The sequence below is a fragment of the Lagierella sp. genome (genome assembly GCF_029983815.1).
In the GTDB taxonomy this organism is placed as follows: domain Bacteria; phylum Bacillota; class Clostridia; order Tissierellales; family Peptoniphilaceae; genus Mediannikoviicoccus.
In genome coordinates, this window is sequence record NZ_JASBYU010000001.1 from 150,404 (window position 1) to 168,946 (window position 18,543).

The 18,543-nt window shown below is 31.3% G+C and carries 16 protein-coding genes; 1 reads left to right on the forward strand and 15 read right to left on the reverse strand.

The annotated features are described in order from the left end of the window. Positions 1 to 6 precede the first annotated feature (6 nt). Genes Q1K37_RS00735 through Q1K37_RS00770 form a run of 8 tightly spaced genes read right to left on the reverse strand, consistent with a single transcriptional unit; the run spans position 7 to position 12,728 of the window. Entirely contained in the window at positions 7 to 1,461 is a 1,455-nt protein-coding gene (locus Q1K37_RS00735; RefSeq protein WP_300408366.1) for a hypothetical protein, read from the reverse strand. Next, the gene (locus tag Q1K37_RS00740) at positions 1,458 to 2,858 is read right to left on the reverse strand and encodes a HAMP domain-containing sensor histidine kinase (RefSeq protein WP_300408369.1); all 1,401 of its coding nucleotides are present in this window, start codon (positions 2,856 to 2,858) and stop codon (positions 1,458 to 1,460) included. Before Q1K37_RS00740 ends, Q1K37_RS00735 begins: the two co-directional genes overlap by 4 nt. Positions 2,859 to 2,861: 3 nt before the next feature. Next, on the reverse strand, positions 2,862 to 3,545 hold the full coding sequence (locus tag Q1K37_RS00745) for a response regulator transcription factor (RefSeq protein WP_300408371.1): 684 nt from the start codon (positions 3,543 to 3,545) through the stop codon (positions 2,862 to 2,864). Then, positions 3,520 to 6,546, reverse strand: a complete 3,027-nt coding sequence (locus Q1K37_RS00750) for a UvrD-helicase domain-containing protein (protein ID WP_300408374.1) — start codon at positions 6,544 to 6,546, stop codon at positions 3,520 to 3,522. Before Q1K37_RS00750 ends, Q1K37_RS00745 begins: the two co-directional genes overlap by 26 nt. A gap of 5 nt (positions 6,547 to 6,551) precedes the next feature. After that, positions 6,552 to 9,245, reverse strand: a complete 2,694-nt coding sequence (locus Q1K37_RS00755; protein WP_300408378.1) for a PD-(D/E)XK nuclease family protein — start codon at positions 9,243 to 9,245, stop codon at positions 6,552 to 6,554. After that, on the reverse strand, positions 9,238 to 10,137 hold the full coding sequence (locus Q1K37_RS00760; RefSeq protein ID WP_300408380.1) for an ROK family protein: 900 nt from the start codon (positions 10,135 to 10,137) through the stop codon (positions 9,238 to 9,240). The genes Q1K37_RS00755 and Q1K37_RS00760 overlap by 8 nt, the downstream gene beginning before the upstream one ends. A gap of 1 nt (position 10,138) precedes the next feature. Continuing rightward, positions 10,139 to 11,767 (reverse strand): nucleoside kinase, encoded by a 1,629-nt coding sequence (locus Q1K37_RS00765; protein ID WP_300408382.1) that lies wholly within the window; start codon positions 11,765 to 11,767, stop codon positions 10,139 to 10,141. Then, entirely contained in the window at positions 11,748 to 12,728 is a 981-nt protein-coding gene (locus tag Q1K37_RS00770) for an RluA family pseudouridine synthase (RefSeq protein WP_300408384.1), read from the reverse strand. The genes Q1K37_RS00765 and Q1K37_RS00770 overlap by 20 nt, the downstream gene beginning before the upstream one ends. 71 nt (positions 12,729 to 12,799) lie before the next feature. Here Q1K37_RS00770 and Q1K37_RS00775 point away from each other — a divergent pair, with 71 nt between their 5' ends. Continuing rightward, positions 12,800 to 13,243, forward strand: coding sequence for a hypothetical protein (locus tag Q1K37_RS00775; RefSeq protein ID WP_300408385.1), 444 nt, complete (start codon positions 12,800 to 12,802; stop codon positions 13,241 to 13,243). Positions 13,244 to 13,290: 47 nt separating this feature from the next. On the opposite strand, the gene Q1K37_RS00780 is transcribed toward Q1K37_RS00775, so the two are convergent. From Q1K37_RS00780 to pepD, 7 genes are all read right to left on the reverse strand, one after another. Continuing rightward, positions 13,291 to 13,818 (reverse strand): DUF6648 family protein, encoded by a 528-nt coding sequence (locus Q1K37_RS00780; RefSeq protein WP_300408387.1) that lies wholly within the window; start codon positions 13,816 to 13,818, stop codon positions 13,291 to 13,293. Between the two features lie 78 nt (positions 13,819 to 13,896). Continuing rightward, positions 13,897 to 14,319, reverse strand: a complete 423-nt coding sequence (locus tag Q1K37_RS00785) for a hypothetical protein (protein WP_300408390.1) — start codon at positions 14,317 to 14,319, stop codon at positions 13,897 to 13,899. Between the two features lie 42 nt (positions 14,320 to 14,361). Further along, on the reverse strand, positions 14,362 to 15,303 hold the full coding sequence (locus Q1K37_RS00790; protein WP_300408393.1) for a TIGR01212 family radical SAM protein: 942 nt from the start codon (positions 15,301 to 15,303) through the stop codon (positions 14,362 to 14,364). Continuing rightward, positions 15,296 to 15,733 (reverse strand): peroxiredoxin, encoded by a 438-nt coding sequence (locus tag Q1K37_RS00795; RefSeq protein WP_300408396.1) that lies wholly within the window; start codon positions 15,731 to 15,733, stop codon positions 15,296 to 15,298. The genes Q1K37_RS00790 and Q1K37_RS00795 overlap by 8 nt, the downstream gene beginning before the upstream one ends. Beyond that, complete coding sequence (locus tag Q1K37_RS00800) at positions 15,730 to 16,653, reverse strand: Cof-type HAD-IIB family hydrolase (protein ID WP_300408399.1); 924 nt, start codon at positions 16,651 to 16,653, stop codon at positions 15,730 to 15,732. The genes Q1K37_RS00795 and Q1K37_RS00800 overlap by 4 nt, the downstream gene beginning before the upstream one ends. A 55-nt stretch (positions 16,654 to 16,708) precedes the next feature. Beyond that, positions 16,709 to 17,113, reverse strand: a complete 405-nt coding sequence (locus Q1K37_RS00805) for a DUF1292 domain-containing protein (protein WP_300408401.1) — start codon at positions 17,111 to 17,113, stop codon at positions 16,709 to 16,711. A gap of 8 nt (positions 17,114 to 17,121) precedes the next feature. Continuing rightward, the gene (pepD, locus tag Q1K37_RS00810) at positions 17,122 to 18,534 is read right to left on the reverse strand and encodes a beta-Ala-His dipeptidase (protein WP_300408403.1); all 1,413 of its coding nucleotides are present in this window, start codon (positions 18,532 to 18,534) and stop codon (positions 17,122 to 17,124) included. Positions 18,535 to 18,543: the final 9 nt, after the last annotated feature.

Genomic DNA, 18,543 nt, shown 5'->3' on the forward strand with positions numbered 1-18,543 from the left:
TATTTTCTATTGAAATTTACTTAACTTGGTTCCTGTGGCTTTTATAAAGTAGCCCTTCCATAAATCAGCATTATTGCCAACAGGCCAATCCGCTTTAATAAGTCTCTTATTATATTCCTTTGGCAATTCTACTTTCATAATCGGTTCTTCTGAGGTTATATTGTAGAAAATTAAGTTACTCTCCGTCAATATAACATAAAAATTCTTCTCTGGAGAGTAGATTATATCGATAAGATCTGGATTTTCTTTTTTTAAATCCTCCCATTTCTTATCCAAAGCAGACTCTGTGATTAAACTATTTTGAATAGGTAGATTCAAATCTATATCCCTATAGGTAATATCTTCATCATCGCCGGTTATTAAACTTGTTTTAAACTGCCAAACTCCATTTTTTCTCACTAATCCTAGATTAAAGTAATCCGTAATCACTTTTATCGAACTCTTTATCTTAGCCTTTTCCTTTTCTTTACTTAATAGCTCCTTTATGAACTTGACACCTTCAGACCCTGCAATATCCTCAATGTCAAGGGGTGGATCTTCATTAGAGGAATTTATCGATCTAATTCTATAATCGATTTTATTCTTATTTGAAGGGTCCGTTAGCATAATGCTGTAGTAATTACTTGACATATAGGTTAATTCAAAGGGAACCGCAGACTTATATATTTCATAAAGGTATACTCCTTCTTCCCCATCGCCAATTTCCGTTACATCCAATCGTCCAGAATACTTTTCATTAGTCCAATCTTCAGTATAGGCAACGGTATTAAAGGTGTTTTTCCTTACCAAAAAGATATTATCCATTTCATAGGCGGATTTCGTCTTAACATTTCCTCCAGAATTATCGTAGTATAGATAGTAGGTTTTATATTCAGTTACAGTATGTCCATCTTCCTCTTTTTGAAATTTAAGAGTTATCGCTCCTCCTATTATTCCATTATAGGCTTCCTTTGTAGAAATATCTCCGTCGGCATATTTAGTTAATATATCCTTTGAAACGGTTGTTGCAGTTTTAACCAAAAAATAATTAGTCTGGTTTGATTCTAAAAAAATTGTATTATCGTCTATCTTTACCAACTCTTGATAAAAACCTTCCGAATCTGAAACTACAACTATTTGAACAAACTCTTCAGTAGTGATATCCTTTGGGTCAATTTTTGTCTGATTTTTAAAATAGGAATCCCTACTTACAAGCTTTGACTCGTATTGGGGATTAACTGAAAATCTATTTCCAAACTCAAACACATCATTGGATATATATAGATTTTTAACATCTAAATATGCCATATCCGCATTTGAAGTAAAATTGCTCTCCTTGACTTTCCAAGTTCCCTCAAGCATTAAGTCTTTGACTTCAGGCGCTACTATTGCTGAATTTGCATCGTATTCTTCTAAATCTAAACACCCTGTTAAAGTGATAAGAAGAATAGTAAAAGTTAAAAGAAATTTTAATCTTTTCATTCTTCTACCCCCTTTGGTAAAGTTATCTTAATGGTCGTTCCCTCACCTAATTTACTTGAAATCATCATTTCTCCATCATGAAGTTTAACAATTTCTTCACATATAGATAGACCTAGGCCAGTATGGGAATTACTGTTCTTGCCCTTATAAAATTTACCGGTTATTAGAGAAATTTCTTCATGGTCAATTCCAACACCAGTATCGATAACTTCAAAGTGAATGTTTTTTTCATCTTCTGAAAGATTAAGTATAACAACACCACCAGCCTCTGTAAATTTCAGTGCATTATCCAATAAATTGATTAAAACCTGTCTAATTCTATTTGGATCCAATGATGCAAAGATATGTTCTGGTTCAAAGTTAATCAACAGATCGATACCAAGGGACTTAGCTCTAGGGGTAAGTTGCCTCTTTATTTCAATACATAGTTCTGTAAAATCGACTTTTTCCTTCTCCAGTTTTATCCTATTAGAAGTAAATCTAGAAAAATCCAATAGTTCTTCAACCATAAGACTAAGTCTATTACATTCACTTTCAATTATTTCTAGACCCTGTTCTACAAGTTCCGTATCCTTAGGATCCACCAATAGTGTAAGGGCCCATCCACTAATCGAAGTCAATGGAGTTCGCAGTTCATGGGATACAGATGAAATAAAATCATTTTTTAGCTTTTCCTTCTCTTTTATATTATCCGTCATATAGTTTAAGGTGCTTGCCAGGGCATCTAACTCCTTAAACTTAGAACCTTCTACCCTGGTATTAAACTGACCTTCTGCCAGCTTTTCAGCAGATTTTGTCAACTTACTAATCGGTCTTGTCAAATTATTTGATACCAGAATGGATATCCCCACGGTAAAAAATAGAACAAATAGTCCAAAAGCTAAAAATACAAAAAGCCTATTGCTAATCTTTGCATTGACAGCTTCCAAAGATGTTATAAATCTAATAACACCTATTTGTCCCTCCTTTGTCTTTATGGGTACAGACACTCCCATAACCATGTCCTCAGAGTAAGGCATATGTCCTATAAATTGTCCAGTTTCCCCTTCTACTGCCTTTTCGATATCCACATAGTTTTTAAGGGAAGTTCCAACTACATTAGTTCCAAGACTATCGTAGATGGCCATTTTAGAATTATTTAATATTTGTACTTGAGGCTTCAAACTTCTAAAATATCTATCTGCATCATCGAGAATTAAATTTTCAATATTACCATCTACTAAATTGGATTTGTACTTATCCAAGGTATACATTATTTCATTTTTTAAATTGTCATTAACCACCGAATAATAGTAATATCGTACAAAGTACATGGAGAATATCTCAAATACTATAACGGTGATTAGAATTATTAATACAAAAGAAGAAACTATTCTCCTCTTAATCGTAGCCTTCAATACTTATTCCTTCTTCCATCGATAACCCGTTCCCCATACAGTCTCCAAATATTTTGGCTTACCTGGATTATCTTCAATTTTTGATCGCAATCTTCTTATATTTACATCCACTATCTTAGTCTCACCTAAATATTCCATTCCCCAATGGATGTCAAGAAGTTCAGTTCTAGAAAAAGCCCTGCCAGGATTTTTCATAAATAAAGTTACTATGGCCAACTCCGTTGGTGTTAGATCTATAAGTTTACCATCCTTCTTTAAGGACTTAGCATTTAAATCCAATTCGAAAGGTCCTCTTCTCAAAAAGTTTTCACTTTCTGTGTCCTTTAGTCTTCTTATTAAAGACTTTATTCTAAGAATTAGTTCTTTAGGATTGAATGGCTTTGAAAGGTAGTCATCAGCACCTTTTTCCAAACCAAATATCTTATCATCCTCCTGGGTTTTTGCTGTAAGCATAATGATTCCCGTATTAGGAATACTCTTTCTAAGAATACTACAGACCTCATAGCCATCAATTCCCGGTAACATGATATCCAAAATTACAACAATGGGATTTTCTCTTTCTGCTATTTCCACACCAAGTTCTCCTGTTTCGGCCTCAAGAACTTTAAACCCCTCTCTTTCAAGGTTAATCTTAGTAAATTTTCTTATATTTTCTTCATCTTCAACCAATAGTATCTTTTCGTCCAATTTTACCTCCGTCAACATAGTCAATAATGATTTCTTTTAAAAATCTTTTTTTTTCTTCATTAAAATCTATCTTAGTTTTGAAGCTATTGCGTAAATTTATCAATTGTAATTCAATCTTTTTGTCCTTATAAGCCCCTTGAACTACCATTCCATAAAAGACCAATTGAATCCAATAGTTCTCAATTAAACTTCTATTATTTAAAGCTGAATATTTGTAATCCGTTATTATAATTGTATCATCAAATTCTTGAATATTGTCAATTATTCCTCTGAATATACAATTTTTAACCCGGTATATAAAATTCATTTCCCGTCTTGCTAAAAAATATTCCTTAGGTAGTTTTTCCAATATCGATTGTAACAGACTTGTTATGAACTCAAAATTATCATCATCAATTAGAAATTCTTCCATAACCCTACTAAGAGTTAGTTCAAATTCACCATTATAAATCTGGGCAAATCTGTGAATGATACTTCCTAGTTCCACTTCCGATATATTCGACTGGTTGTCCTTTAAATTACTATCGTAAATTCTTGGAATACTATTTTCTCTATTATAATTTTCCATGATCAGTGAAATATTTAAATTCCTTATAGAAGTTTTCGAACTTTTCAAATCTTTAATATAGTCAAAATCCATAGAGTAATCCCCTTTATACTCCTCACTTTCCAAGTATGAAATATTCAAATAGTCCTCTTCTTTGATAAAATTGTTCAAGTAATTCTCTTTTATAATTGGATAAATTACTTTTTTATAACCAGAATTCCTTCCCGCTACCCCCAATACAAGATCCTCTTTAGCTCTTGTCATGGCAACATAATAAATATTATCATCTTCCACTTCATCATGTTTTCTTTTGATATCTTTATTTTTATTAAAGATAAATCCATTTCCAAATAGGTTTATTCCAACACCATAAACTTTAGTAAAGTTAATAAGACTCTTATCAGAAGGTGTCATCTTTGACATTTGGGGAAGGATAACCCTATTAAATCCAAGGCCTTTAGCGCCATGTATGGTCATCAACTTAATCACTTTGGACTGCTCATCTTCTACTTGCTGTTGATTTAAAGTAGAGTATTTGTCCTCTAGAGTGTAAAAAAACTCATCAAAGTTTTCATTATTTTTATCAGACTCTTGAGCAATTTTCAACATCATATACAAGTTTCCCTGACCTTGATAATCCTTTTTCTCATAATTCCAGGCTTCAAGGATTTTGAATTTTCTATAAATTTCATTCAACAATTCAAAGTTCGAATAAAACCTTCTTTGCCTTAATTCAATTATTTTTGAATATATGTCATTTTGTGAATTCTCCAATGCCTTAGATGAAGATTTAATTGCTTCTAAAATCTGCACATCAGTATGGCCATAAATTCTAGAGTTCAATATTATATAGTAGGATGAAGTATTTGAAGGATTTTTATAGAGCTTAAGAATTGCACGTATTAAATTTATTTCTTCAGTGATGAAAAAACCTGGTGAGTCAAAGGTATAGTAAGGTAATTTATAGTTTTTAAAACTTTCTTCAAATTCCTTCATTCCAGATCTCATGCGAAATAATAAAGTGAAGTCCTTTAAATTACATTCTTTAGACTTCAATGAATTTAAAATAAATCTGGAGGTTAAATCTACTTCTTGTTCCTTACCATCATTTTTATCACCATCGATAATTAGGAATTTAGATTTTCCCGAGTCTTTACTATAATTCAAAGGAGTGTATCTATCCCCCATTACCTGGGAATAGATATTATTAATCGGTTCAATTATATCTTTGTCAGATCTAAAATTCATTCTAAAATCGATTAACTCTCCGCCACTTTCCAAAATGTCCTCTAAAGTTTCATTAAATACATTAATATTTGCCCCTCTAAAACCATAGATAGATTGTTTTGGATCTCCTACTACAAAGAGATTGTCTCTGTCCAAAATGTCATCCTGCGAGCATATTTTATAAAATAGTTCCTTTTGCATATCGTTGGAGTCTTGATATTCATCGACCATTAAATATTTAATCTGTTCTTGAATTTTATTTTTTACTGTAGGAATCTCCAATAGTTTTAATGCCATTTTTAAGACATCAGTAAAATCAAACCTTCCTAGACTCTTCTTTTCTGTAAAGATTCTACCATCCAATTCATTAAATAAATCAAGTAATAAAATATTCAAATCTAGGTGTTTACATTCTAAAAACTGATATTCTAAATCTATTAGGGACTTTACGTAATCGTATTTTTCAGCTTTAAGTGAGTTCATAATAGAAACTAAACCCATAAAGGCATTGTAATCTTCCTTCAATAGATAGTCTATGTTTCTATCCTGGAATAAAAACTCTTCCAATTTTTTTGAAAGTTTCCTCTCTTCATTTAACTTAATTAACTCTTCATATATTTCCTGTCTTTTACTAAATCTATTAAATTCAGAGGTTTTATTATAAATTAGGTCCTTGTAAAAATTTGTATCTTCTACACTTTCACAAACTTGTTTATACACTGAAGATATATCAGATCTAATTTGATCAGCTTGTCTTTTTCCCGTAACATTTAAAATTTTAAAAATGATTCCACTATATTTTTCATCATCTAATAATTGGTTTAAAGTTCTATTAAATAATTCATCGCTTTCCTTTTCGTCCATTATAGAAAAATTTGGATCAATATTTAAGTGATAGGAGTTTTCTCTAACCAATTTCCCACAAAAACTGTCTATCGTAGAAATATTTGGGTTATTTAGATCTCCAAGTAAACTCTTTAGATATGGATCATTTGATTCATTGACTAAATTTTTAACCCTTTGTTTCATCTCTTGGGCAGCTTTTTTGGTAAATGTTATAGCAACAATAGAACTTACTTCTTGGTCTTTAGTAAATACACCATTTTTTAAAAGATGCACATATCTTCTAGTAAGTACTTCTGTTTTTCCCGTCCCTGCACCAGCATTTATAATTACATTTTTATCTATAGTTTCAATAGCTTTAACTTGCTCATCTCTAAGCTTCATATCTTTCACCTATATTTGCAAAAATCTTTGTATTCACAGAATCGGCATGTATTTTTACTAATTGCCCCATAAAAAAAATCCTCCTGGGAAATATGTTTTATGGTCTCATCTATGATTTCATTCATCCTAACTTTCATCGAATTAAGATACTCTTGTTTAAATTCCCCCTCTATATAATAGGAATAAAATTCGTTAATACTTATGTCGTCAATACAGATATATCTACAGCTACAGGCTGTTTTAATAGAACCGTAGATAGGAAATTGCAAGCTAATTCCCTTTTTATAAAAATCATCGTATTTCATAATTCCTGATTTCCCCAGCTTATAATCAACTAAATGCAAATTTCCATATCTGTCTTTATCGACTCTGTCAATGATACCAGATAAATAAATTCTTTTATTATCAATATCTATGGAACCATTAAAATTCTCCTCAAAGGAAATAGGAGTCAATTCTCTTTCATGGATAAAGATCAAATCCCTTTCTATTGTTTTATCTATTAGATAAACATATCTATTAAAATCATCTTCAGTATTTTGGTTGATTGTATAATCCTGTAGTCGTAATTGCTTTTTTAAAATTTTCCCGATAAGCTCCCTGGTCTTAATCTTTGGATTTAGATATATTTTGTAACTTTCAAATAATATTCTTAGAGTCTCATGAACAGCAGAACCTATCTTAAGGACATCGACAGAGGGTTTAAAGTAATCCTCAATTTGTAAGATATATTTGTAAAAATATTTAATAGGGCATGAAATATAAGTTTCCAATTGGGATGAAGAATAATAATTTATGTCTTTATCACTTCTAAAAATATTCTCATTTAGGGAAAAATCCCTGGTCATTTTAACATCTTGTCTGTAATAGGAACTTAGATATTTATTTTTATCCACCTCTGAAATGACTTCATTTGAATTAGGTCTAATAAAATTTTTTAAACCATATTTTTCTTCAGGAAATCGCATATTTAAATGGTCTATAAATGGAGAAAGGACTTTTTCATCCTTTCCCACATAGCTGAAATATACTTTTTTTAAGTCACCATCGAATATATTGCAAAAGTTCAACAGCTCTTTGTAATAAATCTCCCTATTACTGAGGATATTAAATCCTAAAGCCTTGTACTTTTGGATTCTTGTATTGTTAAAGAAATAATTGGAAGTCTTGATCAAAGGATAGTTACTATCATCAAATCCAATAAAATAGATACTGTCATAATTTAGTAAATTGAACATTTCAAAGGAAGTTAACTCTATGTCATAGTCTTCATTTAAAGTGGATCTTATTTTAAAATTGTTTAAAATATCTTTGAAAAAACTAATCCAAGAATCTTCCTTTAAATCCTTTATTAGATTTTTATAGCCAGTTAAAAGGGATTTCAAAAAATCATTAAATTCAAATTCTAAACTTTCTTCCTCTAATGCCTCTTCTTTAATATAATTTTCACATAGACCTAGAACAAATTTTAAACCATCTATATTTCCCCTATTATTTAGGATATTTTTATTTATATAATTAATTCTATCGAATAGTTCAGGATAACCGGCTAAAGACTTAAACTCCTCTAGGGAAAATAGTTCCTCCACTAGTTCGAATTTGTTTTCGCATAATATTTTCTCAAAATCCAATATTTCATCCTTTGTCTTAAAAAGAAGTGGATTTTTATAATTGATCAACAAATACTTATTTAATTCAAAATCCAAGGAAAAAAGATTCCATAGTTCTTTTCCTAAAGGAGAGTCGATAATTTTATAGTCCTCTCTTATCCCTAATGTCATATTACTAGAATCAAATATCCTTTGTATCTGTGGTAAAGTATCAGTGTCTCTTACTACAATACAAGTTTTTAATTCTGGGTTCTGTGTTAAATCTCTTTTTAATTCTATAGCCAATCTATTTATCTCTAGTATTTCATCTTCACATTTAACAACTTTTCCTTGGAATTCAAAATTAGAAGATTTTTCTTCCATCTTAGTTAAATTAAATCCCCTTGAAATTAAGCTTCTAAAAGAATCTCTAATCGGTGTGTCTTTAACCATCGACGAATTTAAATAGTACAAATCTATAGAAACTTCCTCTTCTTGAAGCCTTTCTAAAACTTTTAACTCCAATGGAGTAAAATCGGTAAAGCCAGCTACTAAAACTCTATTTATGCCTAATTTCTTAGTAAAATCAGTCAAAAATCTTTGGTAGATTTTGAACCTTTCATTAAAATGATATAAATCTTGATAATTATTATACCTCTCCAATAGATGATATATGGCTTTAAACGCCTCATCCTCTGGAAAGGCAGACTTTATAACTTCTGTCTTTAAGTTTGATTCATTTAATAAGTTATTAAATCTATTAGCCGTTGCAAGAAAGCCTTCAGAATTAAAGAAAACTGTGTCTTCAATTAAATTTTCAAAAACACATTCCTGAAGTGCCTTGCGTAAAATTAGCCTAGAGTATAAGTCATCATATTTTTCTTGCTTTCTAATTAAATCCATACTAACCAAATCGTCAAAGGTGTATAACTTCAAGTCAAATATCACCCTAAAGTTCAAGGTAATATCCTCTGTAATTCTATTTATTAGACTTTGATTAGGTAAAACTACAATAAAGTCCTGGTCCTTTTCTTTAAGTAGGTCTTCTATTTTTTCTAATAGATTTGAATATAATCTATTCTTATTGTAAAATTCTAAAATTCTATCCATTATTTTCTTCCAACTTTAAAAAGGCATATCTACATGCGCCAATAACCCCTGCATCATTTAAAAACTTTCCTATAACTATCTTCATATCCCCTGGTCTATTACAAATTTTCAAATAATTTTCTATGGTAGAATTTAGCCAGTACTTGGAAGTTTCACTAAATCCTCCCCCTATGACAACCCCCTCTGGGTCAAATATGTTTTTAATGGTGGATATATATAAAGCTAGATCTCTGGATAGTTTTTCCAATGCTTTTTTTGCATTTTCATCAACGCCCAATCTTTCGATTATTTCATAACCAGTAAGATTTTTACCTGTCAATTCCTCATAGTTTAATGAAAGTGCAGACCCAGCAATATATTTTTCTGCACAACCTCTTTGATTACAGGTACAAAGTCTACCTTCGGGATACATAATAATATGTCCTAGTTCTCCACCTTGATAGGTGGCACCTTCCCAAAAACCTATTCTCTTATCATAAATTGCTCCACCAAGACCTGTACCCATGGTAAGCATTATGAAATTGTCAAATTCCTTTGCATTGCCAATCCACTTCTCCGCCAATGCAGCCATATTGGCATCATTAGCAACAAAAACTGGAATATTGATTAAATTTTCCAAACTTTTCTTTAGATGAAATCCTGTCCAGCCATTAATATTTCCAGCAAATAGAATTTTCCCTTGAATTGTATCGATAAATCCCGCCGTTGAAATTCCAATAGCGGCAATATCACCATCATTAAGCTCCCTAATATTTGTTAAGATGCTCTCAATAATATCTTCTCTATTGGACTGAGTAGGTTTTACTATATTTTTCAACAGATTTCCCCTTTCATCCATGATTCCAAAGGAAATCTTAGTTCCACCTATATCTATTCCTATTACTTTTTTCATATTACTCCCATCCTATCATTTCTCTTAGAATTGAATTGATTGGAACATATTTTTCTTCATCAATATCTTTAAAATATTTCAAAAAGGCCTTCAATTCTTTAACTGTCTTTTTATGTTCAGGACTTACCTCATATTTATCGAATAATTCATAGGCGTATTTTTTAATCACAGCCAATTCATAAATTAGTGAGGAGTCCAAAGTAATATCCGCCAAGTCCTGGTAAGGGAATATATAAATCTCCTCTCCTGCCCTAACTTTTTCCCAAGAAGATAAAGTTTTTTCCATAGAATTTCCTCTAAATCTATAATCTCTTATCATTCTTCTCAATAGTCTAACCATAGATGAAGATATCCTATTGTGGTTGTCCAAGTTTAAAGGAGTTAAAGCAGAAATGTAGACCTTATACTTGTTCTTTTCAGGTACCATTCTAGTCAATTCAGGATTTAAACAATGTAAACCTTCAATTATTATTATGCTATTCTCGTCTAGAATCGTCTCTTTTGAATCAAAACCTCTTTTGCCAGAAATAAAATCAAAAATTGGTAGTCTCACAGGTTTACCTTCAATTAATGACATTAAATCCCTATTGAACAAATCCAAATCTATTGCGTGTAAAGCTTCATAATCCGGTTGTCCTTCAGAATCCAACGGAGTTTTATCCCTGTCTACGAAATAATTATCTGTAGATATTAAAATCGGTTTCTTTCCTCTAACACCTAATTGGACAGATAGTCTATAGGCTAATGTAGTTTTTCCAGAGGAAGAAGGTCCTGCAATTTGAACTAGATTAACATCTTGATCTTTCAATATATTGTCTGCAACTTGGGAAATCTGATTTTCAAAATACGCTTCAGCAATGTCTATGATAAATTTGCTTTTGCCGTTAATAATATATTGATTTAGTTCTCCTACATCTCTAATATTTAAAAGCTTAGTCCACCTATTTGATGCCAAAAAAACCTTCGACAATAATTTTTGTTCCTTAAATTCACGAATTTGACCCTTGGTTCCTGCTGTAGAAGTAGTTATTACAACACCAGGATAATATGGCTTTATATCGAAGTTTAGTAGAGAACCAGTAGAAGGAGCAAGATAGCCAAAAAATTTAAAAATTCTACCATCCACTAAATAATAATCTATATCCTCAACTTCAAGTTCTTTAAACAAATTAACTTTCTCAGTATAACCAGCCTCTTCAAAGAGTTTTAATACCTCTTCTTTGCTTCCCTTTTTTCTCTCTATAGGATAATCCGACTTAATAATTTCCTTCATCTTATCAGAAATGATTTCAATATCCGTATGAAAAAAAGGATCTCTATCTTCCCATTCACAGTATAGATGGTCACCTATGGAATGTTCCACCCTAATCTTCTTATTGGGATATAATTTCTTACAGGCTAGAATAAAGACAAGGGTTAAAGTTCTTTCCATAATGTCTACACTTTCCGGTGCTTGGCAATGGAATAACTTCACTTTATCATTTTCCTTAATTTCTTTAAATAAGTTATAGTAACAGTCGTTGACAATAGCTGCAACTATATTTTCCTCTGGGTATATCTTCTTACTAAGTTCTAAACAATTTATACCTTCATCAACAATCTGTTCCTTGTTATTTACATTTATTTTCATATTCATCACCAAATATTTCTTTTGCTATTGTTTTAAAATCCTCTGGTAGTTTTGCTCTAAAACTCTTACCGTTTAAATATTTTAAATTTCCCTCTAATTCATTAAAAACAATTTTATAGGCATGAAGTAATTGCCTATTTAAACCAAATTCCTTCCTAAATTTTTCATTTAAGGACTTATCACCATACTTCCCATCTCCTAAAATTGGATGGTTAATAGATTGTAGATGGGATCTTATCTGATGAGTTCTACCGGTTATTAAATTTACCTTTACAAGGGAATAATTATCATTAGATAGCAAATTATAAAATTCAGATATAGACTCCTTACCTATATCAGACTTTATAACCTTTGTTTTTGTTCCCTCCCGCTTTACATTTGTTTTTAATGTAATATCTTTTAAATTACCCTTTACGATGCTAAGATAATATTTTTCAATACTCCCATTTGCAATAGCACTATTCATTGCATTAAGACTTTCTTTATTTTTACACCCGATTATAAGTCCAGAAGTGTTTCTGTCCAATCTATTTGATATTGCAGGAGTGAAGGATTTCTCAATTCTTGGAACATAGTCACCCTTTAAAATAAGATAGCTTACCAATTCATCAACTAAATTATTTCCATAGTCCTCACTAGAAGCAGCATGACTTAACTTTCCATAGGGTTTATTCATCAAGATCACGTTTTCATCTTCATATACAATATCCAAATTGTTATCGTAAATCAACGCCTCTTTATCTTCTTCGTATTCTTCAAGAACTTCATCATAAATATAAAATTGAATAAGGTCCCCTTCATAGATTAGCTCATCTGGCTTTGTTCTCTTTTTATTAAGCTTTATTCTCTTTTGTCTAATATATTTTTGTATTAACGATTTGGGAGCCTTGGGCAAATATTTATTTAAAAATCTGTCCATTCTCTGTTTTGAATCGTTAACTCCTACTTTAATTTCTCTCATATCCTGTCCTTTATGTTATAATAGTACTATCTAAATTATACCTTGAACTAAGAGTTAATTAAAGGAGACCTATGAAAAGATTTATTAATTTTATAAAAGATACAATTTACGATTTGAATCACATAATATTTACTTTGGTTATCATTGCTGCAGTAGCCTTTATACTGCAAAATAGAATACGCTATATGTTTTCAAAGGATTATAGTAAAATTGGAGGAAATGAAGTTAAAGCTGTGGAAAATGTTGAAAGGGAAGCTCTATATAGTAGTGAAAATATACCGGACATCGACATTTCAGTAATACTACCTGAAGGGTCCTCTCCAGAAGATGTTGGAAGAATCCTTTATGAAAGTAAAGTAATCGATGATGTTGAGCAATTCTTAAATGTAATAAACACCTACGATTTGGGAAATAAGATAGAGTATCAAACCTATCAAATAAAAAAGGGTTCTACTTTGGAGGAAGTAATCAACCAAATCACCAATAATGCTTTAGCAGAAGTAAAAGAAAATTAATCAAAAAAAGTCGAGTATCATCTAATGTGATAACTCGGCTTTTTTACTTAAGGTTTATTTACATATGTATCTATTAAAGATTTTTGTGGGCTTTCTGAAAAAACTCGATTCTTCTTCAATTTATTCAATATTTTTATATTCTTAGAATGAAAAATTGCATATTCTTTATCCGTGAACACAACTTCAAAAATGTAGTTTTTTAGTCGTGTGGAATGAAGGTGAATAAAATAGGCCTTAACATTTTTATAGTTTCTCAACTCCAACATAGCCTCTAAGGACTTGTCCTTTTCACAATAGTAATTGTCCCTCTTATTAAAATTAAACTTTTGCTTCCTTCCGTTGGTACTATTACCTAGATTATTATATTGCTTTGCAAGAACATTATAGTAATGGTAATTATAAAGACCTTTTTCTATGGAATCAACTGGATTAAAGGGCCTCATAGAAAGTTTTTCCACCAAAAGAGCATTTCTAAATAAAAATAACTCCTTGTCCATCTCTCCCTCTTCTAGACTTTTAATCAGCCTATCCCTATGGTAAATAAAATTTTGTATTATTTCTTTTTCGCTATCCATTTCTTTCCTTTTTCTAAGCTCCAAGTACTTTAGAGCTAAACTTATTAAAAAGGCATATTAGATATGCCTTTTTAAATCTTACAATGTAAGTTCTATACTACTTTCTGCCATATGCTCTGGTAATTCACTTTTTTCTTTATTAAGCCCAATGTAAAATTCTACATGAAATTCTTCTGATAAAGCACTTAACTCTTCTGAAAGAGTAGCTAATTCCTCTACACTGATATCTACGATGTCATAAATACCATCAACATATACCTTTTCAATATCATAGTCCCTTGAAATAATTCCGGCTAAAAATCCATAAAAGCCATTTACAGAATTGATATGATATTTATTTGCATTGATTAATCTAACTTTGTGATCTAAGGAATAAATATGAGAATCGTCGGTGTCAATAAAAACTATGTTACCGTTTCCATTAGCTTTCTCAGTATTCGCCTCATCGATAAGCCATTTAGTCTTTCCACTTCCTGAAGGACCAATTACAAATTTAACCATTTTACCACAACCTTTCTTAAGTATTGTCTTGTATTTATTGTACTATTTAAATGGGTTTTCTTCAAGGGCTCTATATAAGTCCCCCTGTTTATATCCATTTGTCAACATCTGGTCTTCGATGGATTCTTTTATCTTCCACCAGGAGGTTTGCCAATTGCAGAAAACAGTTTCCTCTTTTGGCATCCTACCAATTAACCTTTGAATCACAATCCTTGGATTCAAATGCCTTAAAAATAAAATTACCTTTCTTTCGTAATCTTCTCTACTGATCAATTCAAATTCGTCATTTTTATACATCTTACTAAGTTTTGTACCCTTTGGGATGTATAGAGAATGAATTTTGACTTCATCAACTTTCAAGACATTTAGCATTTTCCCCGTCTCTACAATGTCCAAATCCTCATCCCATGGCAATCCAATTATCACATGGGAGCATATTCTAAAGCCGCTTTCCTTTATCCTAATACAACTATCGACAAATTCTGCAATTCCATGTCCCCTATTTAATATATTTAAGGTATGATAATTTGCAGTTTGTAAACCAAGTTCAAATATTATCTCCAGTCCGCTATCTTTTGCAAATTCTTTTAAAAATTCTAAGTGAGATTGATATACACAGTCAGGTCTTGTAGAAATTGAAATTCCAACTATATTATCCATCTTACAACTTTCTATAATAGATTTAAAATCCTCAAGGCTCATATATGTGTTTGAAAAATTTTGGAAATAGGCTATAAATAACTTTGCATTGTACCTCTTTCCGATATATTCCATATTGGATTTAAGTTGATTTTCAACGGTTAAGCTAGAAGACAGATTCTCAAAGGAGCCACCACTCTCACTACAAAAAATACAGCCTCCTCTGGCTACTCTACCGTCTCTATTGGGACAGGTTAGATTTAGTTTTATTGGTAATTTATAAACTTTTTCTCCATATTTTTCCTTTAAATAGTCACTATAGACATAGTATGGAGTACTATTCATTTAGATTTTCCTCTATGAATTTATAGACTTCATCTACATGACCCTTTACTTTCACTTTTCTAAACTCTTTTACCAGTTCACCTTTACTATCAAAAATAAAAGTTGACCTTTCAACTCCCATGTATTCCTTCCCGAACATCTTCTTTTTCTTCCAAACATCAAAAGACTTTATTAGAGAAAGTTCTTCATCGCTTATTAAATCTATAGTCAAATTCTTCTTTTCTTTGAAATTTTCATGGGATTTTTCAGAGTCCTTGGAAACACCATAAATTTTAGTATTTAACTTTTCAAAATCATCTTTTTTTTCAGAAAAATCAACTGCCTCTTGAGAACATCCTGGTGTATTGTCCTTAGGATAAAAATATATCACTAAGTTCTTTCCCTTATGCTCTTTGTAAAACTCTTCTCCCATCAAATCTTTAAGGTTCATAATCTACCTCCAAATAACTTAATCAATTCATATGCCACTCCATCACAGTTGTTGTCCCTTTCTGTAATTAAGTCGGCATGTCTCTTTAAAAAACTACTTCCATTACACATACTTATACCCAATTTAGCTTGTCGTATCATTGATTCATCATTGTTATCGTCTCCAAAGGATACTACTTTGTCCCAGGAATTTCCCGTAATTTCTAAAATTTTATTAATTCCATTTCCCTTATTGACCTCTACATTTAAGAACTCAGACATCATCAATCCCTCTTTTGAAGCCAAGATAGTATGATTTGTTACATTTAATTTTAAAGAATTTACTTCGCTACAGATTTTATCAACATTTTCAAATGAGTCTAAAAAAACCACCGAGAGAATGGCGTCAAATAGATAGCTATTTGCCTCTTCATAATATAGTATCTCTGATATATCGTTAACAGATCCAAGATATTCCTTTTTATCTTTAATGCTGTTGACGATAAGACTACAATTACCATTTCTGTCGTAAACATGTAAATAGGGATATAGATTAATTCTATCTCCTATTTCCACAATTTTCATTGCTATATCTCTTTCCAAGGGAATAAAAAGTTTTGCCTCTTGGGAATCTGAACTCTTTACCAAAGCTCCATTATTTGCAGCAATCATATATGGAAAATCGACTTTTCTCAAAAGATCTCGTGCTTTTTCAATGGACCTGCCCGTAGCTATAATAATTTCACAACCAGCTTCATATAATTCTTTTAAAATATTGATTGTGAAATCACTAATCTCTTTTCTGTCATCTAGAATAGTACCATCTAAATCAAAACATATGATATTGTACTTTTTTAATATAGAACTATCAATAATCACAGCCTCAACCTTGCCTTGTATAATAAACTTTTCAATATGAATGTTAATTTTAAAAATATTCAAATCAAGCACTCAAAATTGAGTGCTTGATTTAGTTCGTATTCTTAAATTTTATTATCTATTCTTCATCCATCTCTTCTATTTCGCCATCGAAGAAAATTTCAGAAAATACTTTTACAACTTCTTCATATTCCTCATCGGTTTCAATCATATCCAATTTTGCATTTCCACCAAATCCGCCTGTCTCTTCATCTGGTATAAGTCGGTAGATCAATAATTCTCTTTCTTCGGAAGTCACCAAAGCTATATAATCTCTATCCTGACCTTCTACATAGAAGTCGCCGATAACTTCACACTCTAGTAAAGAACCGTCATCCAAGGTAAGTTCTACAATTGCTACCTCTTCTTCATGATGGTCATGGCAGGTGCAATCATGACCTTCTTCTCCATGAACGTGTCCACAACAATTCCCATTTTCACAAGAATGTTCATTTTTTTCTTCTGGGTTAAATTCCTTATCCATATTTCCTCCTATGATAATTTATTTATTAAAAATTCTACAAAATCATAAGTTCTTTTTGTAGATTCGATATCCAATTTTTCCTCTGGAGTGTGTACCTTCAAAATATTTGGACCTATGGATATGGTGTCAATATTTGGATACTTTTCTGCAAATATAGCACATTCCAAACCTGCATGTATAACTGAAACCTCTAAATTTTCCCCGGTATATTCCTTGTAGGATTTAACGGCTATATCACGTAAAGGTGATTCTTCCTTAAACTCCCAAGCCTTATAGGAACTAGACTGTATAAATTCTCCCTTTGTCTCATTTGCAATGGTATGAATTTCATCAGAAATCTTTTCTTTTTTATCATTTTTAGAGCTTCTTGCAGATATTTTAAAGTCTACAGTATTTTCCTTAGTATCTACTATTGCAAGATTTAGAGAGGATTCTACAATATCTGAATATTCACCTTCCATATAGGACTTTACACCATGAGGAATTTTTGTTATTGCATCAATCAATCTATTAGTTAAATCCTCAGTAAATGCTTCTACTTTTTTATACCCTACCTGTGTTAAATCAATCTCTATATTATCTTCGATTTCTTTTAACTGTCTATAGTCTTCCATGTATATTTCTGGACCCAGTTCTTCTTTAGACACAAAGTCCACTTCAAACTCTCTAGGTATGGCATTATGCTTTGTTCCACCTGAAATTTTGATGATTTTTATTTCATTTTCTTTCCTAATAGTATCTAGGATTTGTCCTCCGCTTTTAATGGCATTTAGAAGTTTTTCATGAATGCTCATTCCAGAATGTCCGCCCTTTAAATTGTGAACTAAAAGGCTGTAAACATTACCTTCAACTGGCTTTCTGTCGATTTCATATTTCAGATCTATATCCATACCACCAGCACAACCAGCTATTAAAATCCCCTCTTCTTCAGAGTCAATATTGATAAAATACTTTCCCTTCAATAGGTCTGTAGGATAATTAGTTGCACCTACTAGTCCAGTTTCTTCAGTGGCTGTGGCAACAAATTCAATTCTTGGAGCCTTTAAATCTTCTTTAGAAAGAATAGAAAGTCCCATTGCTATGGCAATACCATTGTCTGCTCCTAAAGTCGTTCCATTGGCTCTAAGATAGTTTCCATCATAGATTAATTCTATTGGATCCTTTGAAAAGTCATGTTTGGACCCCTTAACTTTTTCACAGACCATATCAATATGACCTTGTAAAATTATTCCAGGCTTATCTTCATAGCCTTCAGAAGCTTCTCTAATGATTGTCACATTGTTATATTCGTCCTTAATTGCCTTTAGGCCTTTTTCCCTTGCAAAGGCTAGAAGGTATGAGGCGATCTTTTCTTCGTTATAGGAACATCTAGGAATTCTAGATATTTCTTCAAAAAATTCAAATACTTTATCTGCAGACATCTTTTCCTC

What these genes read in the sequence shown, in the direction of transcription:
- Q1K37_RS00790 (WP_300408393.1), bottom strand. Translation starts at nt 15,303, where the DNA reads ATGAATAGTACTCCATACTATGTCTATAGTGACTATTTAAAGGAAAAA.
- Q1K37_RS00770 (WP_300408384.1), bottom strand. Translation starts at nt 12,728, where the DNA reads ATGAGAGAAATTAAAGTAGGAGTTAACGATTCAAAACAGAGAATGGAC.
- Q1K37_RS00785 (WP_300408390.1), bottom strand. Translation starts at nt 14,319, where the DNA reads ATGGTTAAATTTGTAATTGGTCCTTCAGGAAGTGGAAAGACTAAATGG.
- Q1K37_RS00765 (WP_300408382.1), bottom strand. Translation starts at nt 11,767, where the DNA reads ATGAAAATAAATGTAAATAACAAGGAACAGATTGTTGATGAAGGTATA.
- Q1K37_RS00780 (WP_300408387.1), bottom strand. Translation starts at nt 13,818, where the DNA reads ATGGATAGCGAAAAAGAAATAATACAAAATTTTATTTACCATAGGGAT.
- pepD (WP_300408403.1), bottom strand. Translation starts at nt 18,534, where the DNA reads ATGTCTGCAGATAAAGTATTTGAATTTTTTGAAGAAATATCTAGAATT.
- Q1K37_RS00775 (WP_300408385.1), top strand. Translation starts at nt 12,800, where the DNA reads ATGAAAAGATTTATTAATTTTATAAAAGATACAATTTACGATTTGAAT.
- Q1K37_RS00735 (WP_300408366.1), bottom strand. Translation starts at nt 1,461, where the DNA reads ATGAAAAGATTAAAATTTCTTTTAACTTTTACTATTCTTCTTATCACT.
- Q1K37_RS00755 (WP_300408378.1), bottom strand. Translation starts at nt 9,245, where the DNA reads ATGGATAGAATTTTAGAATTTTACAATAAGAATAGATTATATTCAAAT.
- Q1K37_RS00760 (WP_300408380.1), bottom strand. Translation starts at nt 10,137, where the DNA reads ATGAAAAAAGTAATAGGAATAGATATAGGTGGAACTAAGATTTCCTTT.
- Q1K37_RS00795 (WP_300408396.1), bottom strand. Translation starts at nt 15,733, where the DNA reads ATGAACCTTAAAGATTTGATGGGAGAAGAGTTTTACAAAGAGCATAAG.
- Q1K37_RS00805 (WP_300408401.1), bottom strand. Translation starts at nt 17,113, where the DNA reads ATGGATAAGGAATTTAACCCAGAAGAAAAAAATGAACATTCTTGTGAA.
- Q1K37_RS00750 (WP_300408374.1), bottom strand. Translation starts at nt 6,546, where the DNA reads ATGAAGCTTAGAGATGAGCAAGTTAAAGCTATTGAAACTATAGATAAA.